This window comes from Streptomyces sp. NPDC020917, from assembly GCF_044333795.1.
Taxonomy (GTDB): Bacteria; Actinomycetota; Actinomycetes; order Streptomycetales; family Streptomycetaceae; genus Actinacidiphila.
Window position 1 is genome coordinate 194,969 of the sequence record NZ_JBIRRR010000016.1, and the last position, 23,339, is coordinate 218,307.

General features: G+C 73.3%; 19 protein-coding genes. 12 read left to right on the top strand and 7 right to left on the bottom strand.

All coding sequences use genetic code 11. The features are described 5' to 3' along the window. Positions 1-4: 4 nt before the first annotated feature. On the top strand, positions 5-2,026 hold the full coding sequence (locus ACH4TG_RS29305) for an ATP-binding cassette domain-containing protein (protein WP_398245557.1): 2,022 nt from the start codon (positions 5-7) through the stop codon (positions 2,024-2,026). Between the two features lie 29 nt (positions 2,027-2,055). Here the strand turns inward: ACH4TG_RS29305 and ACH4TG_RS29310 are convergent, their stop codons facing one another. Beyond that, entirely contained in the window at positions 2,056-3,078 is a 1,023-nt protein-coding gene (locus tag ACH4TG_RS29310) for an aldo/keto reductase (RefSeq protein WP_398245558.1), read from the bottom strand. Between the two features lie 160 nt (positions 3,079-3,238). Here ACH4TG_RS29310 and ACH4TG_RS29315 point away from each other — a divergent pair, with 160 nt between their 5' ends. Continuing rightward, entirely contained in the window at positions 3,239-3,871 is a 633-nt protein-coding gene (locus tag ACH4TG_RS29315; protein ID WP_398245559.1) for a TetR/AcrR family transcriptional regulator, read from the top strand. Positions 3,872-4,092: 221 nt separating this feature from the next. Next, positions 4,093-4,995 (top strand): zinc metalloprotease HtpX, encoded by a 903-nt coding sequence (gene htpX / locus ACH4TG_RS29320; RefSeq protein ID WP_398245587.1) that lies wholly within the window; start codon positions 4,093-4,095, stop codon positions 4,993-4,995. A 113-nt stretch (positions 4,996-5,108) separates the two neighbouring features. Here the strand turns inward: htpX and ACH4TG_RS29325 are convergent, their stop codons facing one another. The 4 genes from ACH4TG_RS29325 to ACH4TG_RS29340 all read right to left on the bottom strand — a co-directional run bounded on the left by ACH4TG_RS29325 (position 5,109) and on the right by ACH4TG_RS29340 (position 10,671). Further along, a complete protein-coding gene (locus tag ACH4TG_RS29325) occupies positions 5,109-6,428 on the bottom strand; it encodes a metallopeptidase TldD-related protein (RefSeq protein WP_398245560.1) in 1,320 nt (439 codons plus the stop codon). Then, positions 6,425-7,885: a TldD/PmbA family protein gene (locus tag ACH4TG_RS29330; RefSeq protein WP_398245561.1), complete on the bottom strand. Its 1,461-nt coding sequence runs from the start codon at positions 7,883-7,885 to the stop codon at positions 6,425-6,427. The genes ACH4TG_RS29325 and ACH4TG_RS29330 overlap by 4 nt, the downstream gene beginning before the upstream one ends. A gap of 213 nt (positions 7,886-8,098) precedes the next feature. Next, entirely contained in the window at positions 8,099-9,955 is a 1,857-nt protein-coding gene (locus ACH4TG_RS29335) for an FAD-binding protein (RefSeq protein WP_398245562.1), read from the bottom strand. Continuing rightward, positions 9,952-10,671 carry a VIT1/CCC1 transporter family protein gene (locus tag ACH4TG_RS29340; RefSeq protein WP_398245563.1) on the bottom strand — a complete coding sequence of 240 codons (720 nt, stop codon included), beginning with the start codon at positions 10,669-10,671 and terminating at the stop codon, positions 9,952-9,954. Before ACH4TG_RS29340 ends, ACH4TG_RS29335 begins: the two co-directional genes overlap by 4 nt. Positions 10,672-10,952: 281 nt before the next feature. On the opposite strand from ACH4TG_RS29340, the gene acnA reads away from it, so the two are divergent. Continuing rightward, positions 10,953-13,643 carry an aconitate hydratase AcnA gene (gene acnA / locus ACH4TG_RS29345; RefSeq protein ID WP_398245564.1) on the top strand — a complete coding sequence of 897 codons (2,691 nt, stop codon included), beginning with the start codon at positions 10,953-10,955 and terminating at the stop codon, positions 13,641-13,643. Next, positions 13,627-14,808, top strand: coding sequence for a GDSL-type esterase/lipase family protein (locus tag ACH4TG_RS29350; RefSeq protein WP_398245565.1), 1,182 nt, complete (start codon positions 13,627-13,629; stop codon positions 14,806-14,808). Before acnA ends, ACH4TG_RS29350 begins: the two co-directional genes overlap by 17 nt. Here ACH4TG_RS29350 and ACH4TG_RS29355 read toward each other — a convergent pair. Next, a complete protein-coding gene (locus ACH4TG_RS29355; protein WP_398245566.1) occupies positions 14,792-15,229 on the bottom strand; it encodes a cupin domain-containing protein in 438 nt (145 codons plus the stop codon). The genes ACH4TG_RS29350 and ACH4TG_RS29355 overlap by 17 nt on opposite strands. A gap of 142 nt (positions 15,230-15,371) precedes the next feature. Beyond that, positions 15,372-16,445 carry an isocitrate/isopropylmalate dehydrogenase family protein gene (locus ACH4TG_RS29360; protein WP_398245567.1) on the bottom strand — a complete coding sequence of 358 codons (1,074 nt, stop codon included), beginning with the start codon at positions 16,443-16,445 and terminating at the stop codon, positions 15,372-15,374. Positions 16,446-16,596: 151 nt separating this feature from the next. On the opposite strand from ACH4TG_RS29360, the gene ACH4TG_RS29365 reads away from it, so the two are divergent. From ACH4TG_RS29365 to ACH4TG_RS29395, 7 genes are all read left to right on the top strand, one after another. Beyond that, complete coding sequence (locus tag ACH4TG_RS29365; RefSeq protein ID WP_398245569.1) at positions 16,597-17,748, top strand: C45 family autoproteolytic acyltransferase/hydolase; 1,152 nt, start codon at positions 16,597-16,599, stop codon at positions 17,746-17,748. 219 nt (positions 17,749-17,967) lie between these two features. Further along, entirely contained in the window at positions 17,968-19,002 is a 1,035-nt protein-coding gene (locus ACH4TG_RS29370) for a Fe(3+) dicitrate ABC transporter substrate-binding protein (RefSeq protein WP_398245570.1), read from the top strand. Further along, positions 19,002-20,060, top strand: a complete 1,059-nt coding sequence (locus ACH4TG_RS29375) for a FecCD family ABC transporter permease (RefSeq protein ID WP_398245571.1) — start codon at positions 19,002-19,004, stop codon at positions 20,058-20,060. The genes ACH4TG_RS29370 and ACH4TG_RS29375 overlap by 1 nt, the downstream gene beginning before the upstream one ends. Further along, a complete protein-coding gene (locus ACH4TG_RS29380) occupies positions 20,057-21,085 on the top strand; it encodes a FecCD family ABC transporter permease (RefSeq protein WP_398245572.1) in 1,029 nt (342 codons plus the stop codon). Before ACH4TG_RS29375 ends, ACH4TG_RS29380 begins: the two co-directional genes overlap by 4 nt. 21 nt (positions 21,086-21,106) lie before the next feature. Next, positions 21,107-21,949 carry an ABC transporter ATP-binding protein gene (locus ACH4TG_RS29385; RefSeq protein ID WP_398245573.1) on the top strand — a complete coding sequence of 281 codons (843 nt, stop codon included), beginning with the start codon at positions 21,107-21,109 and terminating at the stop codon, positions 21,947-21,949. A 230-nt stretch (positions 21,950-22,179) separates the two neighbouring features. After that, positions 22,180-22,989, top strand: a complete 810-nt coding sequence (locus tag ACH4TG_RS29390) for a COG4280 domain-containing protein (RefSeq protein ID WP_398245574.1) — start codon at positions 22,180-22,182, stop codon at positions 22,987-22,989. Continuing rightward, positions 22,986-23,207: a hypothetical protein gene (locus ACH4TG_RS29395; RefSeq protein ID WP_398245575.1), complete on the top strand. Its 222-nt coding sequence runs from the start codon at positions 22,986-22,988 to the stop codon at positions 23,205-23,207. The genes ACH4TG_RS29390 and ACH4TG_RS29395 overlap by 4 nt, the downstream gene beginning before the upstream one ends. Positions 23,208-23,339: the final 132 nt, after the last annotated feature.

Consider the following 23,339-nt stretch of genomic DNA (forward strand, 5'->3'; position numbering starts at 1 on the left):
GCCTGTGAAGCGGTTGTTCGGGCGGGTGCGGATGGCGGAGCCGAAGGTCTCGGATGCCGAACGGGAGCTGTTCGGGGGGCCGTTGCGGTACGACATGGGGTGGTCCCACCATGAGCACGCCACGCTCGACCTGACGATGATGTCCGCACTGCGGTCCATGCCGAAGCTCGTCGGCGCGACGCTGCGCATCGCGTGGAACGCCGACCGCCGGGCGCTGACCGCGGTGGCGGTCAGCGAGATCGGGCAGGGCTTCGCCGCGGCCGTGGGGCTGCTCGCCGTCAACGCCGTGATGCACGCGCTGCTCGGCGGGAGCGGCACCGCCACGCATCGGCTGCACGCCCTGCTGCCCGGGCTGCTGGCCGCGGCCGGTGTCGCGGTGGTGAACTCGGCGCTGGCCGGGTGGTCCACCTCGCGGGCCGGCCGCCTGGAGCCGCTCGTCGAGCGCATCGCCACCACCCAGTACCTGGCGGCCGCCGCCTCCGTGGAGCTGGAGGCGATCGACGACCCGGACTTCCGCCGGCTCGTCGACGTCGCCCAGTGGGGCCCGGCCTCCGCACGCCGCATGATCAGCGCCTGCGTCGCCGCGCTGAACGGCGTCATCTCGCTGGTCACCACGGCCGGCGTGCTCACCGTCCTGCACCCGCTCCTGCTGCCGATGCTGGTCCTGATCGCGGCGCCGCGCGGCTGGGGCGCCATGCGGGTGGCGCAGGAACGCTATGTCTCCGCGATGACCTGGGTGGAGCACGTGCGGGCCAGCCGCCTGATCGGCAACCTGCTCACCGAGCGCAGCGCCGCCCAGGAGGTGCGGGTGCACGGCGCCGGCCGCTTCCTGCTCAGCCGCTACGAGCGGATGGCCGAGAGCGCCGAGGCTGAGCAGGAGCGGCTGGCCTCCAGCAAGGCGCTCACCGAGTGGGTGGCCGCGGCGTTATCGGGCCTTGCCATGGCGGTCACCTACGGGACGATGTTCTGGCTGATCTCCAGCGGGCACATGAGTCTGGCGGTCGCCGGCACCGCCGTGATCGCCGTCCGCTCGGGCTCGGCGAGCCTGGGCGCGCTGGTGATGAACGTGAACCAGTTGCACGAGGAGTCGCTGTACGTCCGCGACCACGGACGCTTCCTCGCCCAGGCCGCGCTGCGGGCCATCCCGGACAGCGGCGCCCAACTCCCCGACCGTGTCGAGGAGATCGTGCTCGACCGGGTCACGTACCGCTATCCCGACCGGGAGACGGCGGCCCTGGACGGGGTGTCGCTCACGCTGCCCATGGGTTCGGTGACCGCCGTGGTCGGCGAGAACGGCTCCGGCAAGAGCACCTTGATGAAGCTCCTGTCCGGCCTGCTGCTGCCCCAGGAGGGTTCGCTGCGCTGGGGCGGCCAGGACCTCGCCCGCCTCGGCCGCACCGAGGTCTTCGGCCGGGTCACGCTGCTCACCCAGGACTTCCAGCGCTGGCCCGTCACCGCCGCGATGAACATCCGCATCGGCAGGCCCGAACTGGCCGCGGCGCCGGACGAGCTGCAACCGTCCGTCGACTACGCCGGCGCCGGCCCGGTCGTCGCGAAGCTCCCCCACGGCCTGGAGAGCCTGCTGGCCCGGGTGTTCCGCGGGGCGATCGAGCTGTCCGGCGGCGAGTGGCAGAAAGTGGGCCTGGCCCGCACCCATTGGCGCAGCTCCACCTCGCAGGCGGACGGCGTCCTGATCGTCGACGAACCCACCTCCGCTCTCGACCCGCAGGCGGAGATCGCCGCGTTCGACCGCATCCGCCGGCTCGCCGCCCCGAACCGGGCCGTCGTCCTGGTCACGCACCGGATGTCCGGCGTCCGCCACGCCGACCGCATCTTCGTCCTGCACCAGGGCCGGCTGGCCGAACAGGGCGACCACGACGCGCTCATGGCCGCGGGCGGCCGCTACGCCGCCATGTTCGAGGCCCAGGCCGCGCAGTACGCCCCCAGCGCAGGCGTCCCGCACCCCCACTCCCCCGTCCTTCCCGCGCCCCTGCTCGCCGACCCCGGCCTGCCGGACCCTGCCTGACCCGGGCGCCGCGGGGACCGGTGGGGAGGTCAGGCGGCGGAGCGGTCGGCGAGGGGGCGGCGGCGCAGGTGCGGGGTGAGCAGGGCGGGCGGGGCGTACTCCTGGTCGAGGGTGCCGACGTCGGTGCCCGGCGGCACGATCGCGTCGATCCGGTCGAGGACGTCGTCCCCGAGGACGACGTCGACGCCGGCGAGGAGGTCGTCGAGGTGCGCCATGGTGCGCGGCCCGAGCAGCGCGCTCGTCACGCCGGGGTGCGCGATGGTGAACGCCATGGCGAGGTGGGTCATCGGCAGACCCGCCTCCTCGGCGACGGGGATCAACTGCTCGACCGCGTCCAGGCGACGCTCGTCGTTGAGGTGCCGGAGCAGGTGCGCGCGGCGCAGCTCGTTCTGCCGGCCCTTGCGGACGCGGCCGGTGAGCAGGCCCTGCGCGAACGGGCCCCACACCAGGGTGCCCATGCCGAACCGCTCGGCCAGGGGCAGGACTTCGCGTTCGACCCGCCGGTTCAGCATCGAGTACGGCGGCTGTTCGGTGCGGAAGCGCGCCAGCCCGCGGCGCTCGGCGACCCACTGGGCCTCGACGATGTCCGACGGCGGCGTCGTGGAGGCCCCGATCGCCCGCACCTTTCCGCTGCGGACCAAATCGGTGAGGACCGAGAGCGTCTCCTCGATGTCCGTCGCCGGGTCGGGCCGATGGATCTGGTAGACGTCGATGTGGTCGGTCTGCAGCCGCCGCAGGGAGTTCTCGACCGCGGTCGTGATCCAACGGCGGGACGCGCCCTGCTGGTTGGGGCCGGTGCCCATCGGCCGGCTGACCTTGGTCGCCAGGACCACCTGATCGCGGCGGCCCTTGAGCGCCTTGCCCACCACCTCCTCGGCGTCGCCGTACGCGTCGGCGGTGTCGACGAGGTTGATCCCGGCGTCGAGCGCCTTGTGGATGATGCGGATCGAGTCGTCGTGGTCGGGGTTGCCGACCTGGGTGGCGAACATCAGGGTGCCCAGCGCGTACGGGCTGACCATGATGCCGGTGCGGCCGAGGGGGCGGTACTGCATGGCGTCTCTCCCGAGGTCGGTACGAGGGGTGGCGCGGAGCCGGCAGGACGTCCGGCGCGCTGCCCGAGCCCGCCCGCCTGCGGCCAGCAGAAGCGGAAAGGCTTTCCGATTACTATACGGAAAGCCTTTCCGCTTCGCTACCGGGCGCTAGACTTCCCGCATGAGCGAGCGCGCCCCCGGCCGTACAGCACCCGCTGCCACCAGCGCGGACCCCGGCGACCGGCGCCCGCGCGCCGATGCCCGGCGGAATCTCGACGCGCTGATCCAGGCGGCCAGGACCGTGTTCGCGCGCTCGGGTGTCGACGCGCCCGCGAAGGAGATCACCGACCTCGCGGGGGTCGGCGTCGGCACCCTCTACCGGCACTTCCCGCGCCGGGCCGCGCTGGTCGCGGCCGTGCTGCAGCACGAGATCGACGCCTGCGCGGAGGCCGGGCCCGGGCTGAGCGCCGAACACGGGCCCGTCCTGGCCCTGGCCCGATGGATGGACCGCTACACGGCGTTCGTCGGCACCAAGCGCGGCCTCGCCGGCGCCATGCACTCCGGCGACCCCGCGTTCGAAGGGCTGCACGCCTACTTCCTTCAGCAGCTCGAACCCGCGCTCGCGGCGCTCCTCGACGCGGCCGCCGCGACCGGCGAGGTCCGCGACGACATCAGCGCCCGCGACGTGCTGCACGCCATCGCCCTGCTGAGCCAGCCCGTGCCCGGCGAGGACGACCCCGCGTACAGCAGGCGCCTGGTCTCCGTGTTCGTCGACGGCCTGCGCACGCCTTCCCCGCCCGCGCCACCGGCCTGACCCGCCCCGCCGGCGCCGCCGGCCCGGGCGGGGAGCGACCGAACGCGCCCGAACCACCCGAATCACAGGCTCACGCAGCATGCTGGAAGGAGCGGCAGTGGACCTGCCGAAGCCGGGCCGGCGTGACGGTGACCGGGGGTGACCGTCAGAGCACGCCCGGCCGCACCAGGGCCGCCTGACGCACGTGGCCCTACGAGAAGGAGTAAGGCGGTGAGGTGATCATGCGCTCCCGCTTCGCACCCGACAGGAGCCTGACCGTCCGCATGGTGACGGTGATCTTCCTGCTCGGGCTGGTGTACGTGGCGTTCGTCGCCGCGCTGATCGCCCTGCTGAAGTCCGTGGCACTGGTGGTGGTGATCGTCGGCGCGCTGCTGATCGCCCAGTACTGGTACTCGGACCGGATCGCCTTGTTCGCCATGCACGCGCACGAGGTCAGTCCGGCCGAGGAGCCGCAGCTCCACGGGACGGTCGACCGGCTCTGCGCCCTGGCCGACATGCCGAAGCCCCGGGTGGCCGTCTCCGAGATCGACATGCCCAACGCGTTCGCCACCGGACGCAACGCCGACCACGCCGTGCTGTGCGTGACCACCGGCCTGATGCGCCGGCTGGAACCCGAGGAGCTGGAGGGCGTCCTCGCCCACGAGCTGTCCCATGTGGCGCACAAGGACGTCGCGGTGATCACCATCGCCTCGTTCCTGGGAGTGCTGGCCGGGCTGCTGGTGCGGTTCGCGTTCTACTCCGAGCTGTTCGGCGGCCGCCGCAACGACCAGAACACCGCCGCCATGTTCGCCGTGATCATGGCCGTCTCGGCGCTCGTGTACGCGCTCAGCTTCCTGCTGTTGCGGGCCCTGTCCCGCTACCGGGAGCTGGCCGCGGACCGCTCCGCGGCGCAGCTCACCGGCCGGCCGTCTGCCCTGGCGTCCGCGCTGGTCAAGGTGAGCGGCAGCATCGCCCGCATCCCCACCGACGACCTGCGCACCGCGCGGTCCTTCAACGCCTTCTTCTTCACTCCGGCCCTCAAGGAGGACAACAAGCTGGCCACCATGTTCTCGACCCACCCCACCCTCCAGCGGCGCCTGGACGCGCTGGCGGAGATCTCCAGGGAGCTGGGGCAGGCCGCGTAGGCTTCCCCGGCGAAGGCCCGGGCCGCGCAGGCCCTTCCCGCGTAAGCCCGGGCAGCGCAGGGCCCCGCACGCGGCGGGGCCCTGAAGCCGCTCGGGAAGCGGCGCCGCGCCGCTCAGGCCGAGAACGGGCCCGCTTCGACGAGCAGCGCGGGCGCCACGGCGCTCTCCATGAAGACCGCCTCGCCGCGCTCGCGTTCGCGGCCGACGCCGATGACCGCGCTCAGCACCTCGTCCATCCGGAAGGTGAGGCGGACCGGCGGAGCCCACGCCGCGATGCGGCCGTCCTTCAGCCAGTACGTGGCGTCCCGGGTGGTGCCCGTGACCAGGGTGTCCTTGGGGTGCAGCACCCGCAGGTAGTCGAGCCTGCTGATGACCTGGCCGTCACCGCAGCCGGCCATCAGCTCGGTCTCGTCGGCGTCCCCGGCGTCCAGCAGGATGTGCGACGGGGACGGATCGGCGCCGAAGCGCCAGCCGATCGGCACCCCGTGCCCGGTGGACCTGCCCCCGGTGACGGGGGCGCGCTCCAGGTCGGAGACCACACCGCGCAGCACCCCGCGTTCGATCAGCGGCGTGCGGCTGCGGCACGTCCCCTCCACGTCGAAGCCGCTGGGCAGGCCCGCGGGGTCGGCCGCGTCGTCGGTGAGGGTGAGCAGTTCGCTGACGATCCGCTCCCCCATCCGGCCCGCGGCGGCGGTGCGCCCCTGCGCGTAGCCGGCGGCGCCCAGGGCCGCGTACGCGTACGTGGTGAGCAGGGTGACGACGGCCTGCGGGCGGAGCAGCACCCGGCAGGTGCCGGTGAGCGGGTCGCCGGTCGGCAGCGGCGCGAGGTCGTCGAGCAGGCGCTCGGCGATGCCGTCGACGCTGATCCGCGCGGCGTCCCGGTGGACGATCCGCGCGCTGGCCGACCGCCCGTCCCGGGAGGCGACGGCCTGGAGCGACGCCTTGGTCAGCGTCTCGCTCCGGTACAGGCCGTCGTGGTCGGCGACGACCCGCCCGATGACGTCGTGCCGGACCGCCCCGCCGAGGTCGGCCCGGCCGCCGAGCCCGTCGCGGATCGCGCTGAACCACGCGTACCGCTCGCCCGCTCCGGCGGCGACGGTGGCCGGCGCGACCGCCGGGACGGCGGGTTCGCCCTGGGCGGCCGCGGGGCGGACGGCCCCCGCCGTGCCGCCCTGCGGCAGGCAGGACAGCGCGTCCTGCAGGCGCTCGGCGAGCGCCCGGACGGCGCCGGTCTCCAGGCTCTCCAGGGTGCCGCCGGCCACCCGGCCGTCCCGGGTCACCCGGACCCGCACCCGCAGGCGCTCCTCGTCGTGCTGTGCGGTGACCCGGGAGCGGGCGTACCTCAGCAGACCGGTGCGCTCGCTGGAGATGTCGAGCCGGGTCCCCGGGCCGAGCAGTTCCAGCGCGTCACGGACCTTGCGTTCCTCGATCATCGGCCACCTACCCGGGCGTCGCGGAAGCGGGCGGGAACCGTGCCGTGGCCGATGTGGGCCACCTGCAGCGGCTCGCCCTTGTTGCACGACGGGATGCCGTGCACCATGAACTCGTCGGGGCCGCCGAGCGCGTCGCAGCCGGCCCAGAACGTCGGGGTCACCCCGGTGTACGTGCAGTTCTTCAGCAGCCGGCCGCGCTTGCCGTCCTTGATCTCCCAGCCCACCTCGGCGCCGAGCCGGAAGTTCAGCCGCTGGTCGTCGATGGACACGCTCTTGGTCATGTCGACCAGCACGCCGTTCCTGGTCCCGGCGATCATCTCCTCCAGCGAGGAGTCGCCCGGCTGCAGGCAGAGGTTGGTCATGCGGACCAGCGGCAGCCGCTGCCAGCCGTCGGCCCGCGCCGCGCCGGTCGACTGCTCGCCGAGTGCCGCCGCCGACTCCCGGCCGGACATGTAGTTGACGAACACGCCCTCGCGGACGAGTTCGGTGCGCTGGGCGGGCACCCCTTCGTCGTCGTAGCCGTACGAGCCGAGCGCGCCGGGGATGGTGGCGTCGGCGTACACCGACACGAGCGGGGATCCGTAGCGGAAGGAGCCGCGGCGCTCGGGGGCGGCGTAGGTGCCGCCGGCCAGGCTCGCCTCCGCGCCGAGTGCGCGGTCGGCCTCCATCGGGTGGCCGGCGCATTCGTGGAGCAGCATGGCCAGTTGGGCCCCGGACACGATGAGCGTGGTGGTCTCGTCGGGGCACTGGCGGGCGGTCAGCAGCTGCACGGCCTCCGCGGCGACGCGGGGTGCCTCCTCCACCAGGCGCAGCGAGGTGATGTGCTCGTACCCGGCGGTGGCGAAGAGGCCGCGCTGGCCGCGGATGGTGCGGGGTATCGCCTGCGGGTAGGAACGCCGCTGGATGTCCTCGCCGTCGGAGGCGAAGACCAGCAGTCCCGCACCGCTCTCGGTGATCCGCTGCTCGATCAGGGCGCCCTCGGTGTTGGCGAAGACCTTGTCGTCCTGGAAGAAGTCCATGGACGCCTCGACCTGGGACACCTGCGGGCCGGCCGACTCCGCGGCGGCGACTGTCGCGGCGAGGAGGTCCAGCTTCGTGGAGACCGGGACGGTGAAGGGGTCGACCTTCATCGGGGAGTGCCAGGTCGTGGTGGTGGTGACCGGCTCGCCGAGCCGCACGTCCCTGCGGTCGGCGCCCGCCGCGCGGGCCTGCACGACCGCGGCGGTGACCGCGTCGGACAGTCCCTGCGCGTCGAGCCGGTGGGTCGCGGCGAAGCCCCACTGCCCGCGGATCAGGACCCGCACCCCGATGCCGGTCGACTCGTCGTGGACGACCTCACCGGGGCCCTGGTGCTCGACGAGCACGAGTTCGTGCCGCCGGTGCACCACCCGCACGTCCGCGTAGTCGACGTCCCGCGGCAGCAGTCCGAGCGCGTCCAGCGCGGCCGCGCGCATCATCGGCCGGCTCCGCTCGGAGCCGGTGCGAGCGGGCCTGACGGCTCCGGCCCGCATCGGCGTGGCACCGGCCTGGGGACGGCACCGGGCGGGGCGGTGCGGATCCTGTCGTCCTGCAAGTCGCGCATGGAGGGCCTCCGTTGTCGGGAAGGTGGACCACCGCCCGGGCGGGCCGGGGCGGTGACGGGCGGTGGGTGGGGCGCGGCGGCCGACCGGTCAGGGGGTTCCTGCCGTGGCCCCGCGGCGTTCCAGTTCGGCGGTGAGCAGCGGCACGAACTGCCGCCAGTCGGCGACGATGCCGATGTCGCAGGCGGCGAAGACCGGTGCGGTGGCATCGGAGTTGACGGCGAGGACGGTGCCGGCCCGGCCCACGCCGGACATGTGGTTGGCCTTGCCCGAGAGCCCCAGCGCGATGTACAGCCGGGGGGCGATGTCCCGGGCGGTGACGCCGACCTGCAGGGCGTGCGGCAGCCAGCCGGCGTCCGTGACCTTGCGGGTGGCGGCGATCTCGGCGCCCAGCAGGCGGCGCAGCGGCAGCAGTTCGGCGTAGCGGCCGGGGTCGACGCCGCGGCCGACGCCGATCACGACCTCCGCGCGTTCGAGGGCGTCGTAGTCGACCGCACCGCCGGGGTCGCCGAGCCGCACGGCCGGGTCGGGGCCGACCGCGAGCCGGCGGACGGGCAGTTCGCCGGCGTCCCGCGGGGTGCGCAGCGCGAGGCAGCCGGTGCGCACGGTCGCGATCCGGACGGCGCTGTCGCTGACGACCTCGGCCACGGACGCGTTTCCCGAGGGCTTGGTCCCCACCAGTCCGGCGGGATCGTGCCGCGCGCCGAGCGCCAGTCCGGTGAGGTCGGACAGCAGTCCCGCGTCCAGCCGGACGGCGAGCCTGGCCAGCACCTCGCGCTGGGTGGAGCGGGCGGATCCGAGCACGGCCCAGGGCATGCCGTGGGAGGCGCAGCGGTCCGCCAGTGCCGCCGCCACGGTCCTGGGCGCGCCGCCGTCCAGCATCAGCACCTCGTCGGCTCCCCAGGCCGCGAAGCGGCCGGTGCCGGTGGCGGCGCCGGGCGCGACCGCGACCACGCGGCCGCCGGTCGCGGCGGCGAGCACCGCCGCCTCGCCGAGCAGGGCCCGGTCGCCGATCGGGTCCGCGCCGTCGGCGAGGACGACGATGTCCCGGTGCCGGCCCGCGTCGCGCCCGGAGGGGCCGAGGGCCCTGGCCGGCGGCACGGGCGCGACAGAGGCGCCGGCGGCCGCCGGTGCGGGCCGGGCGGCCTCCTCGCACAGTTCGAGCGCCCGTGCCACCTGCTCGTGGAGCGGCCCGTCGAGGACGAGCGGGACGCGCTTGTGCGCCGCGTCCCGTACCGCGGTGACCCGGGTGGGGCTGGTCGGTGCGGCGGACGAGCCGAGGCCGGCGAGGTCGACGGTGCTGACCCGTGAGGCGGCCGGCCACGTGTCGGCGGCCGCCTTGGCGGGATCGCAGGAGCGTTCGGCCACCGCGACCACCGCCGGCAGGGTGACGCTGACCGGCCGTCCGCCGCCCTCCGCCTGAACGGTGGTGTGCAGCACGGCGCCGCCAGGACCGTGCTCCACCGTCATCCCCAACACCGGGCCGGCGAAGGGCAGTCCGAGCAGTTCGGCGACCATCGCGCCGACCACGGCGGTGTTGCCGTCGACGGAGGCGCGGCCGACCGTGACGAGGTCGACGGCGCCGAGGCCGCGGACGGTGCTCGCCAGGACCTTGGCCGTCGCCAGGCAGTCGGCGCCGGCCAGCGCCGGGTCGCTCACGTGCACGGCGTCGTGCACGCCGCACGCCATGGCCTCGCGCAGGACGGCCGCGGCGGACGGCGGTCCCATGGTGACGGCGGTGGACCGCCCGCGGAGGCCGCTCAGCGCGACCGCCTGGGTCACCGCCCGCCGGCACCAGGGGTTCATCTCGGTGCCGAGGCCGTCGCGCCGCAGCCGTCCCTGCGTGGTCAGGGTGCCGAAGTCGTCGCCGCGGGGCACCTGTTTGACCAGCGCGACCGTGCGCAGTCCCGGGCCGGGCGGGCCGTCCGACGGCGGCGGCGCGGTCATGAGACGCCCGATCCGACGAGCAGGCCGACCCCGTACGTCACCGCGGCGGATATCCCGCCGAGCAGCAGCTGGCGGGACGAGCCGAACCAGGCCGGTGTGGCGGTGAGCCGGGAGATGACGCCGCCGGCCGCGACGAGGGCGAGGGCGCTGAGCACCAGGGCGAGGACCACGCTGCCCGCCCCCAGGAAGAACGGGACGAGCGGGACGAGGGCGCCGAGCGCGAAGGCGACGAAGGACGACGCGGCGGCCGTCCAGGGCGAGGGCAGGTCGTCGGGGTCGACGCCGAGCTCCTCCCGCACGTGCACCCGCCAGGCCACGTCGGGCTGGGCGCTCAGCTCCCGCGCCACCTCCTCGGCCAGTTCGGGACGCAGGCCCTTCGCCCGGTAGATCAGCGCCAGTTCGCGCTCCTCCTCCTCGGCGTTGACCGACAGCTCCCGGCGCTCGGTGGTGATCTCGGCGTGCGTCAGCTCGTTCTGCGAGGACACCGAGGTGTATTCGCCGGTCGCCATCGAGCAGGAGCCCGCGACCAGCCCGGCGAGCCCGGTGAGGACCACGGCGTGTGCCGAGGCGCCGCCGCCGACCACCCCGGCGACCAGCGAGAAGTTGGAGACCAGCCCGTCCATCACGCCGAAGGTGGCGGGACGCAGCCAGCCCCCGGTGACATCGCGGTGCTGGTGGTGCAGTTCAGGAGGAGGGGCTCCCGTGAGTGTCGACATGACTGTGCCCGATCGTCGGGCCCGGCCCGCGGGGGACCGCGGACGGGCGGGAGATGAGGTGACGCTGGACTGCGGAGCGGAGGACCGCTCGACCCGCACGGCCCGGATCGGCCGCGCACCGGTCGGGGTGCGGCGGGCCGTGCGGCGCGGCCGCGGGCCCCGGGGCGGCCACGGCAGCGACTGTAGCGTAGCCTACAGAATCTGTCGATGAGTGTAGTGTGACCCACAGAGATCGAGGGCACGACAGGTCGCGCCGGAAGCGCGGCGGGGAGAGGTGGCTGGTGGCAACCGACGGGCCCGTGCACGGTCGTGACAGTTTCGGCACCCGATCCGCACTGCGGGTGGGGGGCGAGACCTACCGGATCCACCGCGTCGGCGACCTCGCCCCGCCCGGCCTTCCGCACTGCCTGCGCGTGCTTTTGGAGAACCTGCTGCGCCACGAGGACGGGCGGCGGGTGGGGGCCGGACAGGTCCGGGCGCTCCTGGACTGGGGCTCGCCGGCCTCGTTGGCGACCGCGGTGGACATCCGTCCGAGCCGGGTGTTCCTGCACGACACGAACGGCGTCCCGGCGCTGGCCGACCTGGCCGCGATGCGCGACGCGGCCGCGGGCCTGGGCCGCGACCCCGCCGTCGTCAACCCGTCCGTCACCGCCGAACTCGTCGTGGACCACTCGGTGATCGCGGACTTCCACGCCCGCCCGGACGCGCGGGAACGCAACGTGGAGCTGGAGTACGCCCGCAACGGCGAGCGGTACCGCTTCCTGCGCTGGGGCCAGTCGGCGTTCGACCGGTTCGCCGTGGTCCCGCCCGGCCGGGGGATCATGCACCAGCTGAACATCGAGCGCCTGGCCCGGGTGGTCACCGCCGAGGACGGCTGGGCGTTCCCCGACCTGTGCCTCGGCACGGACTCGCACACCACGATGGTGAACGGGCTGGGCGTGCTGGGCTGGGGCATCGGCGGCATCGAGGCGGAGGCGGCGCTGCTCGGTCAGCCGGTCTCCATGCTGGTGCCCGAGGTGGTGGGGCTGCGCCTGACCGGACGGCTGGCCGAGGGCGCCACCGCCACCGACCTGGTGCTGACCCTCACCGAACTCCTGCGCCGCCACAAGGTGGTGGGGAAGTTCGTGGAGGTGCACGGGCCGGCGGTGGCCGGCATGCCGGTCGCCGACCGGGCCACGATCGCCAACATGAGCCCGGAGTTCGGCGCCACCTGCGCGTACTTCCCGGTCGACGGCGAGGTGCTGCGCTACCTGCGGTTCACCGGGCGGCCCGAGGCGCAGGTCGCGCTGGTCGAAGCGTACGCCAAGGAGCAGGGGCTGTGGCACGATCCGGCGAGCCCGCCCCGCTACAGCGAGACGGTCGAGCTCGATCTCGGCGACGTCGTCCCGTCACTGGCCGGCCCGCGCCGCCCGCAGGACCGGGTGCCGCTGGACCGGGCGCGCGCCTCGTTCCGGTCGGCGGTCGCCGCGCTGCCGGATTCCGGCGGCGGCCCCGCGCCGGTGACCGTCGACGGCACGGAACACCGCCTCGACCACGGGAGCGTGGTCATCGCCGCCCTCACCTCCTGCACCAACACCGCCAACCCGTCGGTGATGGTCGCGGCGGCGCTGCTGGCGAAGAACGCCGTGGACCGCGGCCTGCGGACCAGGCCGTGGGTCAAGACCAGCCTGTCGCTGGGCTCCCGCGTCGTCACCGGCTACTTCGACGCGGCCGGACTCACCCCGTATCTGGAGGAGTTGGGCTTCCACCTGACCGGATACGGCTGCATGACCTGCATCGGCGCGTCGGGCCCGCTCGTGCCCGGGGTGTCCGAGGCGATCACCGCCCACGGCCTGGGCACCGCGGCCGTCCTGTCCGGCAACCGCAACTTCGACGGCCGCATCAACCCCGACGTGCGGATGAACTACCTTGCCTCGCCACCGCTGGTGGTGGCCTACGCGCTCGCCGGGACCATGGACGTGGACCTGACCGCGGAGCCGCTCGGGTTCGACCCGGCCGGCCGGCCGGTGATGCTGGCCGACATCTGGCCGGGCAGCCGGGAGGTCCAGCAGGTCATCGACGCGACGCTGGACGCGGAGATGTACACCCGCGCCTACGCCGACGTCTTCGCCGGCGACCGCAGGTGGCGGGCGGTGGACGCCCCGGTGGGCGCCACCTTCGCCTGGCAGGAGGAGTCGACGTATCTGCGCCGGCCGCCCTACCTGGACGGGATGGCACCCGCGCCCGCTCCGGCCGCGGACATCACCGGCGCCCGGGTGCTCCTCAAGCTCGGCGACTCCGTCACCACCGACCACATCTCCCCCGCCGGCGCCATCCCGCCCGGCAGCCCGGCGGGGCGCTATCTGGCCGGACTCGGGGTGGCCCGCGCGGACGTCAACACGTACGCCTCCCGGCGCGGCAACCACGAGGTGATGGCCCGCGGCGCCTTCGCCAACCTCCGGCTGCGCAACGAACTGGCCGGGGACCGCGAAGGCGGCTGGACCCGCGACTTCACCTCGGGCGGTGAACTGCGCACCGTCTACGACGCGGCGTACGCGTACCGCGCCGCCGGCATCCCGCAACTGGTCCTGGCGGGCGCCGAGTACGGGACCGGATCCTCGCGCGACTGGGCCGCCAAGGGCCCGGCCCTGCTCGGTGTGCGGGCCGTGCTCGCCCGCTCCTTCGAGCGCATCCACCGTGCCAACCTGGTCGGAATGGGCGTGCTCCCGCTGGAGTTCACCGACGGCGAGTCCGCCGGCTCCCTGGGGCTGACCGGAACCGAGACCTACGACGTGCTCGGGCTGGCCGGGCTGGAGGACGACGACCATCCGGGGACGGTCACCGTGCGGGCCGGGCAACGGGAGTTCACCGCCCGGGTGCGCCTGGACACCCCGCGCGAGCGGCTGTACTACCTGCACGGCGGGATCATGCGCTACGTGCTGCGGGACATCCTGGCGCGGACGGGAGAGCGCGCGGATGGCGTCCTGGCGTGACGTGCCGCTGTGCGGCGGGCCGGTGGAGATCCGCGGCGCGCTGGACCTGGAGCGGCGCGGATCGGGGGTCCTGCCCCGCAGGCTGCCCGCCTGGACCAGGGCCCAGTACCCGGACGCGTTCACGGACTTCGTCGCGTCGATGCCCTCCGGCGTGCGGCTGGTGCTGCGCACCGACGCCACCGCGCTGGAACTCGAACTGCTCACCACCGTGCGGCACTTCGACGGCGCCCCGGAGCCCGGCCCGGCCGGTGTGCTCGACCTGCTGGTGGACGGGGTGCCGTTCGCCCGCGCGCAGGCCCCGCTCGGGAACGTCCTGCGGCTCGCCCACTCCCGGGCCCAGGGGCGGCTGCTGCCGGGCGGCGCGGGCACCGTCCGGTTCGCCGGCCTGCCCGGCGGCATGAAGGAACTGGCCCTGTGGCTGCCGCAGCAGACCCCGTGCGAGCTGCGCACCCTGCGGGCCGATGGGGCGGTCGAGCCGCCGGGCCCCGCGCGAGGGCGGGTGTGGGTGCACCACGGCAGTTCGATCAGCCACTGCACGCAGGCCGACGCACCGACCGGCACCTGGCCGGTGGTGGCGGCGGCACGGGCGGGCGTGGAGGTGGTCAACCTCGGTATGGCCGGCAACTGCCATCTCGACCCGTACGTCGCGCGGACGGTCCGGGACTCCCCGGCGGACCTGATCAGCCTGGAGCTGGGTGCCAACCCGGTGTCCAGGTGCACCTTCAGGCCCCGCACGTTCGGCCCCGCCGTCCACGGCTTCCTCGACACCGTGCGCGACGGCCACCCGGACACCCCGCTCCTGGTGGTCTCGCCGGTGTTCAGCCGGACGCTGGAGGCGGAGGGCGGGCCGGCCGCCGGACGGGCGGCCGGGGGCGACGGCTCACCTGCCGGCGACCCCGGCGAGTGCGCGCAGGACGACCTGACGATGGCGTTCGTCCGTGACGCGCTGTCCTCGATCGTCCGGTCCCGCGCCCGGACCGATCCGGCGCTGCACTACCTGGACGGGCGCCGCCTGTTCGGCCCGCGGGACGCCGGCGACCAGCCGGACGGAGTGCACCCCAACGCGGCCGGCTACCGCCGCATGGGCTGCCGCTTCGCGTCGGCCGTCCTCGGGCCCGGCGGTGCCCTCGGGCCCGAGGACGGGCACGTCAGCCGGACAGCGTGATACCGCCGCGGTCGCCGTCCGAGAGGTGCGCGAAGGTCTCACCGGTGGCGCAGATCGTGCGCGTGACGTGCAGCCCGCCGTACACCCAGAAGATCCGCATGACCGTGTCGCCGCTGTTCACGAAGCGGTGCGGAACGCCCGCCGGCACCCAGGTGCTGGTGCCGGGTTCGATGGCGAAGGTCTCCTCCCCCATGGTCACGGTCGCCCGGCCTTCGAGGAGCAGCACGGTCTCTTCGACGTTGTGGGTGTGCAGCGGGAGGCCGGTGCCCACCTCGAAGGCGGTGACGCCGGTGGTCAGGGTGGCGGACGCGCAGTTCCAGACGCCCACGTAGGGCAGGGTCCGCACGCCGTTCCCGCGGTCGAAGGGGGTGACGGACCCGGGGCGGACGAGCAGATTGGGCGGTGTGGGTTCGGCGTTCACAGCAGTCCTCGATTCGGGTGGCGGTCGGCGGGAGCGGTCGGCGGGCCGCTCCGCGCGACCTCGGGTGTCAGGGGTCCGCCCGTGGCGGCTGCCCGGCGCGCCTCGCGCGGACAGCGCGCCGGGCCCGTTCGCGCTGCGGCCGTCAGGAGCCGAGCGCGCCGACGACCGCGTCGGTGACGGCGCGGGTGCCGCCCTCGGCGGTCCCGTCGCGCCGGAGCCGGATCGCCCCGGACGCCAGGGCCGTCCGGACCGAGCCGCGGATCAGGTCACCCGCGGCCGGTTCGCCGAGGTGGTCGAGCATCATCGCGGCGGCCAGGATCTGGCTGAGCGGGTTGGCCCGGTCCTGGCCGGCCAGGGTGGGCGCGCTGCCGTGGATGGGCTCGAAGTAGGCACGTGCGTCACCGATGTTGCCGCCGGGGCAGAGCGCGACACCGCCGACGGTGCCGCCGCCCAGGTCGCTGAGGATGTCCCCGAACATGCTCTCGGTGACGACGACGTCGAAGTGCTCCGGCTCCATGACCAGGGCCTGCGCCATCGCGTCGACGTAGCGGCACTCGGCCTCGACTCCCGGGTACTCCTCGGCGACCTCCAGGAACACCGAGCGGAAGAAGTACATGCTGCGCAGCACGTTGGCCTTGTCGACGCACGTCACGCGGCGGACGCCGTCGGCCGGTGCCCCGGAGCGCCGCAGCGCGAGGTCGAAGGCGTGGCGGACGATCCGCTCGCAGCCGGCCCGGGTCACCAGCAGGGTGTCGGCCATGGCCCGCTCGTTGCCCACGCCCTTACCGCGGGAGGCGTACAGGCCCTCGGTGTTCTCGCGGACGATCACGTAGTCGATGGCGCCGGGCTCCACGCGCAGCCGGGACTCGACGCCGGGCAGCAGGGTGACGGGCCGGACGTTGGCGTACAAGTCGAGGCCGTTGCGCAGGATCCCGCCGAGCAGTCCCGCCTCGGTGCCGTCGGGCATCCGCACGTGCGGCAGCCCGACGGGGCCCTTCAGCGTCGCGTCGGCCGAACGGACCGCCGCCAGGCCCGCGTCGCTCAGCGCGGCGCCCTCGCGCTGGTAGGTACCCGCACCTCCGTCGACGGCAACCGTCCGCAGGGCGAAGGGAGTTGTCGAGGTCACCGCGTCGAGCACGGTCAGCGCCGACTCGACGAGTTCCGGTCCGATGCCGTCGCCGGCGATGACGGCGACGGTGTAGGTGCGCTCGGGCATCAGGGTCTGCCTTCCGGTCGGGGCACGGGGATCCCTATCTGTCGCAACTACGTCAATCCATTGACGATGTCGTAGGGATTGCTACCGTAGCAGTCGCTACAAGCCCTTGGCGGGCTGCCGGTTCGGGTGCGACAGGGAAGGCAGAGGAACGATGACGCGAGCGATACCCCTCATCGAGATCAGCGGCACACCCGCGGAGCGCGGCCGCGCGTACGGCGAGGCGGCCCGGGACGAGATCGCCGCCTCGCTCGACTACTACCGCCGGGCGTTCGCGGTGTCGTCGGGGCTGGACTGGCCGGAGGTCCTCCAGCGGGCCCGGTCCTGGCGCGGCGTCATCGCCCGCGACGCCCCGCACCTCCTTGACGAGATGGACGGCATCGCCGAAGGCGCGAACGCCGGCGCCGACGACATCCTCGCGCTCAACGCCCGCGGCGAGATCGTCCGCAGCGGCGACAGCTCCTTCGTCGGCATGGACACCGCGGACGAACCGGCCGACGGCTGCTCGGCGTTCGCACTGCTGCCGGAGGCCACCGGCGACGGCCACGTCTACTGCGGGCAGAACTGGGACTGGCGCGAGGGCACCGAGGCGACCACGGTCATGGTCCGGGTCGTCCAGCCGTCACGGCCGACGATCATCATGCAGGTGGAGGCGGGCCAGGTCGGCAGGCACGGTGCCAACGCGGCGGGCATCGCGCTCAACGCCAACGGCCTGGACGGCCGCTTCGGCACACCCCCGGGACTGCCGCAGCCGATCCTGCGGCGGCTGATCCTGGAGAGCGCCACCATGCGCGACGCGCTGCAGGTACCGTTCTCCGTCCGCCAGCACATCGCCACCAACCTGGTGATCGTCCACCGCGACGGCGTCGCGATCGATCTGGAGACGACACCCCTCGACCACCGGTGGGGCTACCCGGTCGGCGGCGTGCTGGTGCACGGCAACCACTACCAGTACGGCGTCCCCGAGTCACTGGCCGGCAGCTACCGCCCCTCGTCCGTGGACTCCCTGTTCCGGGTGCCGGTCATCGAGCGGGGGCTGGCGAGGGCCAGGGACGCCGCCGGCTCCGCCGCCGTGCGCAAGGTCGTCGCCGAGACGATGAGCGACCACTTCGGCCATCCCTTCGGCGTGTGCGCCCACCCCGACCCCAGGGACGAACCGGTGCGCCGCTACAAGACCACGATGAGCAGCCTGGTGGACCTGACGTCCGGTGAGTACCGCATCCTCGCGGGCAATCCGTGCGAGGGCGAGTACCGGTTGCTGCCCTGGAACCTCTACGACGGATCGGCGGAGGCGCCCCCGGCCTGACCGCCCGGCGATCCCGAGACTCTCCTGAAGGTTTGCACTACATCTATTGACGGCTGCTGTAGCACTTACTACGGTTCTGCCCAATCGGCGAGGCTGAACTGCCGGTTCATCCGGCCACTCCCTCAACCGAACAGCAGGCGTCCTCTCCGTATCGAACCCGCCATCAGACGACGGGTCAGCGTTCGTCCTCGTGCCAGTCCCCCTCCCCAGGAGCGCTCCATGTCCCGTCATGTTGGCCTGCGTACCGCCAGACGTCCCGCCGCCGCTGCCTGCACCGTACTCGCGTTCGCGCTGATGAGCGCCGCCTGCGGCGGCACGGCCGGGTCGGCCGCCAAGGGCACCGGAGCCGCCCCCGACGGCCGGAAGGCCGTCGCCAAGACCCCCGCCACCGCCGCCGTCGACCTCGGTTCGTGCGGCAAGGACAGCCGCGTCGTCCAGGGCGACAACGGCCCGGTCACCGTCACCGGGACACCCAAGCGCGTGGTCGCCCTGGAGTTCTCCTTCGTCGACGCCCTGGCCAACGTCGGCATCACGCCCGTCGGCATCGCCGACGACGGCGACCCGAAGCGGATCATCGACCCGGTGCGGCAGAAGATCGACCACTACACCTCGGTGGGGCTGCGCCAGTCCCCCAACCTGCAGGTCATCAAGTCCCTCAAGCCCGACCTCATCATCGCCGACCCCAAGCGCGACTCCGCCGTCGAGAAGCAGCTGGAGTCGATCGCCACCACCATCTCCCTGCCCAGCAGCGTCGCGGACTACGACGAGACCCTCGTCAGCGAGCAGCAGATCGGCCTGGCCGTCAACGCCTGCGACCGGATGAGCACCGCGCTCGCCGCGCACAAGAAGGTGATGGACCAGCTCAAGAGCGAGCTGCCGGCCGGTGGCAAGGGCAAGGTGATGTTCGCGGTCGCCTCCGAGAAGGCGTTCAGCGCCTACACCCCGCGCGGCTTCGCCACGGCGGTGCTCGGCTATCTCGGGCTGGACACGACCCCTTCGTCGACGAGCGACGTGAGCGTGGGGATGACCCTGGAGACCATGGTCACCACCGCGCCGGACGTGATGTTCGTCGCGCACAACACCGCCAAGACGCTCTCCGACCAGTGGCAGAGCAGCAGCCTGTGGAAGTCCATCCCCGCGGTGAAGGGCAACGCGGACTTCTCCGTGGACGGCAACGTGTGGTCCAAGTCCCGGGGCACCGCGGCCGCGGAGCTGATCGCCCGTGAGGCGATCAAGGACCTGACGGGGAAGTGATGACGACGTCGACCGTCTCCACCGAGCCGGCCACGGGCGGCTCGCCCGCGCCGCCGCCCGCGCGAACCCACCACGGCACGGCGGCACTCGTCGCCCTGGTGTGCGCCGGAGTCCTGGTCGTGGGAACCCTGTGGGGCCTGTCCCTGGGCAGCGAGCACATCGGCTGGGGGACGGTGCTGCGGTCCTGGTTCTCCGCCGACTCCCCCGCGCAGGAGATCGTCCGGACCATCCGCATGCCGCGGATCCTGCTGGCCGCGCTCGTCGGCGCGAACCTCGCGGCGGCCGGCACCCTGATGCAGGCGATCACGGCGAACCCGGTCGCCTCGCCGGACATCATGGGCGTGAACGCGGGTGCGGCGGTGGTCGTGGTCACCGCGATCACCGTCCTGCCGTCGATCGCGGGCGCGCCGACGATCCTGCTGGCGTTCGTGGGCGCCGCCGCGGCGGGCTTCACGGTCATGGCCCTGGCCGGGATGGGCTCGGGCAAGGTGAGCCCGGTCCGGCTCGCCCTCGCCGGGGTGACCGCGAGCACCCTGCTGGTGTCGCTGACCCAGGTGCTGGTGATCTTCCACGAGAACGACACCCAGTCGGTGCTCTTCTGGCTGGTGGGCGGGGTCAACTTCGCCCAGTGGCACGACGTCACGACCGCGCTGCCGTGGTCCCTGGCCGGTCTCGCCGGCGCGATGGCCCTGGCCCGCTCGCTCAACATCCTCGCCCTGGGCGAGGACATGGCGCGCGGGCTCGGCCAGAACGTGGAACGCACCCGGGCGCTGGGCGCGGTGACGGTGATCGTGCTGTGCGGCGCGACGGTCGCGGTGGCCGGGCCGATCGCGTTCGTCGGGCTGATCGCCCCGCACATCGTCCGCCGGCTGGTCGGCTCCAACCACGTGATCGTGGTGCCCCTTTCGGCCCTGACCGGCGCGGCGATCACCGTGTACGCGGACATCGGCTCGCGCTACGTCAACCCGCCCTACGAAGTGCCGACCGGCGTGGTCACCGCGCTGGTGGGCGCCCCGATCTTCATCTACCTGGCCCGTCGGCAAAAGGCACGGACATGACCGTCAACATCGCGCTGGGACAGCCCGTCCGACGTACCGCGCTGCTCGCGCGCAGACCCTGGACCCTGGTCGGCGGCCTGCTGGTGCTCGCCCTCGCGGCGAGCGTGGTCAGCCTCATGATCGGGGCGACCTCGATCCCCCTGTCCGACGTGCTGCGCGCCCTGACCGGCGACCGCAGCACCGACGGCGCCCAGGTCGTGCTCGACTTCCAGTTGCCGCGGGTCCTGCTGTGCTGGATCGTCGGCATGGGGCTCGCGGTCTCCGGCGGCGTCATGCAGGGCGTGGTGCGCAATCCGCTGGCCGCGCCCGACATCATCGGCGTGACCAAGGGCGCCGGCTTCGCCGGCATGCTGCTGGTGCTCACCGTCCCCTCGGCCTCCGCCTCGATGGTGCCGGTCGCCGCGTTCGCGGGCGGCCTGGCCGGAGCGGGCCTGGTCTACATGTTCGCCTACCGGCGCGGGGTCTCACCGGTGCGCCTGGCACTCGTGGGCATCGCGGTGAGCGCCACCTTCGAGGCGCTGATCCGCTATCTGCTGGTCAAGTACCCGCTGGACGTGAACGCGTCCCTGATCTGGCTCACCGGCAGCCTCTTCGGCCGGACCATGGACACCGTGGTGATGGCGCTGCCGTGGGTCGTCGTGCTGGTCCCGCTCGTGCTGCTGCTGGCCCGCCGGCTGGACGTGCTCGGCCTCGGCGACGACATGGCCATGGGACTGGGCGAGCCGGTCGAGAGCACCCGGCGCCTCCTGCTGCTGCTGGCGGTGGCGCTGGCCAGCGTCTGCGTGGCGGTCTCCGGCACGGTCGGCTTCGTGGGGCTCATCGCGCCCCACATCGCCCGGCGCCTGGTGGGCGGCCGGCATCTGGTGTCGCTCGCGGCGGCCTCGATGATCGGCGTGCTGCTGATGCTCGTCGCCGACACCGTCGGCCGCGGCGTCGACCCGCCGCTGGAGGTGCCCGCGGGCGTGGTGACCGCCGTGATCGGCGGCCCGTACTTCCTCTACCTGCTGGTCAAGACCGGGAAATAGCCGGGAAATAGGGAGAGTTCGATGAGACTGCAGGCGCAAGGCGTCAACCTCGCCTACGACACCCGGTTGATCGCGGAGGATCTCACGCTGTCCGTCCCCGACGGCAAGGTGAGCGTCCTCATCGGCCCCAACGGGTGCGGCAAGAGCACCGCGTTGCGGTCGCTGGCCCGGTTGCTGCCGCCACGGGCCGGCCAGGTCGTGCTGGACGGGAAGTCCATCCAGGACACCCCGACCCGGGAGGTGGCGCGCAGGCTGGCCATCCTGCCCCAGGTGCTGTCGGCGCCCGAGGGGATCACGATCGAGGACCTGGTGTGGTTCGGCCGGCATCCGCACCGCTCGTCGCTGAAGGTCCCCGGCGAGCGGGACCGCGAGGCGGTGGAGTGGGCGATGACGGTGACCGGCGTCGCGGACATGCGGGACATGCATGTCGACCAGCTCTCCGGCGGGCAGCGCCAGCGGGTGTGGATCGCGCTGTGCCTGGCGCAGGAGACGGACATCATCCTGCTCGACGAGCCCACCACGTACCTCGACGTCGCCTACCAGTTGGAGGTCCTGGACCTGCTGGCCGCCCTCAACAAGGACCACGGCACCACCGTCGCCATGGTGCTGCACGACTTCAACATGGCGGCCGAGTACGCCGACCACATCTTCGTGATGTCCGCCGGCAAGCTCGTCGCCGAAGGGGAGCCGAAGGACGTGCTGACACCGGAGTTGATCCAGCACGTCTTCCATGTGGAGTCACGCGTGATGGAGCACCCGGTGAGCGGGAAGCCGCTGTGCATCCCGGTGCGCGGCAAGCGCACCTCGCAGCCCGCCCCCGGCCGCTCCGCCTCCGCGGCGGCCGTCACGAGCGGGATGCGCTGAGCCGCAGACGCATACCGCCGGACCGCGCGGTCCGGACGCAGTCGGCCGCACGGGCCCGGTCCGTGCGGCCGACTGCGTTCCCCCGCCCCTTCGTGCCCCCTCCCGCACCCGCCTCGCCGCCCGCCGGGAGAACGGCACCCACCATCTCTTGACAACATTTGTTACACGTAACTAGCGTTTCTTGAAACAGATGTTGCTTCTTAGTACCGCACACCGAGAGAGGAGATTCCGTGACTGCCGCAACCTGGGGCCTCGTCGTCGCCACGTTCGTCGCCTGCTTCGTCGAGATGGTCGAAGCGACGACGATCGTCATGGCGATGGGCTTCACCCGGAGCTGGCGCTCCGCGCTCACCGGGGTCGCCGCCGCCCTCGCCCTGCTGGCCGTGGTGACGTCGATCGCCGGCTACGCCCTGGGGCGCTGGTTCCCCGAGGCCGCGCTGCAACTGATCATCGGCGGGCTGCTGTTGAGCTTCGGCCTGCAGTGGCTGCGCAAGGCGATCCTGCGCTCGTCCGGCCGCAAGGCCATCCATGACGAGGACGCGATCTACAAGAAGGAGGTCGACGCCGCCAAGGCGGCCGGCCGCAAGGACGGCCCGTTCGACATGTTCTCCTTCATGGTGTCCTTCAAGGGCACCTTCCTGGAGGGCATGGAGGTGGTGTTCATCGTGATCACCTTCGGCCTCAACGCGAACAACGTGCCGGCCGCCAGCCTCGGCGCGGTCGCCGCGGTGGTCATCGTGCTCGGCATCGCCTTCGCCGTGCGCCGCCCGCTGTCGATGATCGACGAGAACCTGCTCAAGTACGGCGTGGGGCTGCTGCTCGCCTCGTTCGGCACCTTCTGGGCCGTCGAGGGCGTGGGCCTGTTCCGGTCCGGCCGGGAGAGCCTGGACTGGCCGGGCAGCGACTTCGCGATCCTCGGCCTGCTGGTGGTGTGGTTCCTGCTCAGCCGGCTGTTCGTGGCCGCGCTGCGCACCCCGGGCACGACCCCGCAGGCCGCCGGCGCCGCGGCCGCGGCCCTCGGTAAGGAGACGGTTCGATGAAGCACCTCAAGTCCTTCGGCCAGTTCTGGTACGACTTCATCGTCGGCGACGACTGGAAGATCGCGGTCGGCGTCGTCCTCGCACTCGCGGTCCTGGTGGGGGCCCTCAAGGCCGGCCTGTTCGGCGACACCGGCCTGACGATTCTGGGCGGGGTGCTGCTGGTAGGCGCCTTCGCGGTGAGTCTGATGATCGACGTCCGCCCCAAGTCGGACCGTTGAGGCCTGTCCCGCGCGGCGTGGGGGGGGGGGGGGGGGGGGGGGGGGCCCCCCCGCCCCCCCCCCGGCGCGCGCCCCCCCCCCCCCCCCCGCGCCGGGGAAATAACAGACCCCGCCCCGAGGCCCCGCCGCCAC

Excerpts from the sequence above, each read along its gene's own strand:
- ACH4TG_RS29310 (WP_398245558.1), bottom strand. The coding sequence starts at position 3,078 with ATGCAGTACCGCCCCCTCGGCCGCACCGGCATCATGGTCAGCCCGTAC.
- ACH4TG_RS29315 (WP_398245559.1), top strand. The coding sequence starts at position 3,239 with ATGAGCGAGCGCGCCCCCGGCCGTACAGCACCCGCTGCCACCAGCGCG.
- htpX (WP_398245587.1), top strand. The coding sequence starts at position 4,093 with ATGCGCTCCCGCTTCGCACCCGACAGGAGCCTGACCGTCCGCATGGTG.
- ACH4TG_RS29325 (WP_398245560.1), bottom strand. The coding sequence starts at position 6,428 with ATGATCGAGGAACGCAAGGTCCGTGACGCGCTGGAACTGCTCGGCCCG.
- ACH4TG_RS29330 (WP_398245561.1), bottom strand. The coding sequence starts at position 7,885 with ATGATGCGCGCGGCCGCGCTGGACGCGCTCGGACTGCTGCCGCGGGAC.
- ACH4TG_RS29335 (WP_398245562.1), bottom strand. The coding sequence starts at position 9,955 with ATGACCGCGCCGCCGCCGTCGGACGGCCCGCCCGGCCCGGGACTGCGC.
- ACH4TG_RS29340 (WP_398245563.1), bottom strand. The coding sequence starts at position 10,671 with ATGTCGACACTCACGGGAGCCCCTCCTCCTGAACTGCACCACCAGCAC.
- ACH4TG_RS29350 (WP_398245565.1), top strand. The coding sequence starts at position 13,627 with ATGGCGTCCTGGCGTGACGTGCCGCTGTGCGGCGGGCCGGTGGAGATC.
- ACH4TG_RS29360 (WP_398245567.1), bottom strand. The coding sequence starts at position 16,445 with ATGCCCGAGCGCACCTACACCGTCGCCGTCATCGCCGGCGACGGCATC.
- ACH4TG_RS29365 (WP_398245569.1), top strand. The coding sequence starts at position 16,597 with ATGACGCGAGCGATACCCCTCATCGAGATCAGCGGCACACCCGCGGAG.
- ACH4TG_RS29370 (WP_398245570.1), top strand. The coding sequence starts at position 17,968 with ATGTCCCGTCATGTTGGCCTGCGTACCGCCAGACGTCCCGCCGCCGCT.
- ACH4TG_RS29375 (WP_398245571.1), top strand. The coding sequence starts at position 19,002 with ATGACGACGTCGACCGTCTCCACCGAGCCGGCCACGGGCGGCTCGCCC.
- ACH4TG_RS29380 (WP_398245572.1), top strand. The coding sequence starts at position 20,057 with ATGACCGTCAACATCGCGCTGGGACAGCCCGTCCGACGTACCGCGCTG.
- ACH4TG_RS29385 (WP_398245573.1), top strand. The coding sequence starts at position 21,107 with ATGAGACTGCAGGCGCAAGGCGTCAACCTCGCCTACGACACCCGGTTG.
- ACH4TG_RS29395 (WP_398245575.1), top strand. The coding sequence starts at position 22,986 with ATGAAGCACCTCAAGTCCTTCGGCCAGTTCTGGTACGACTTCATCGTC.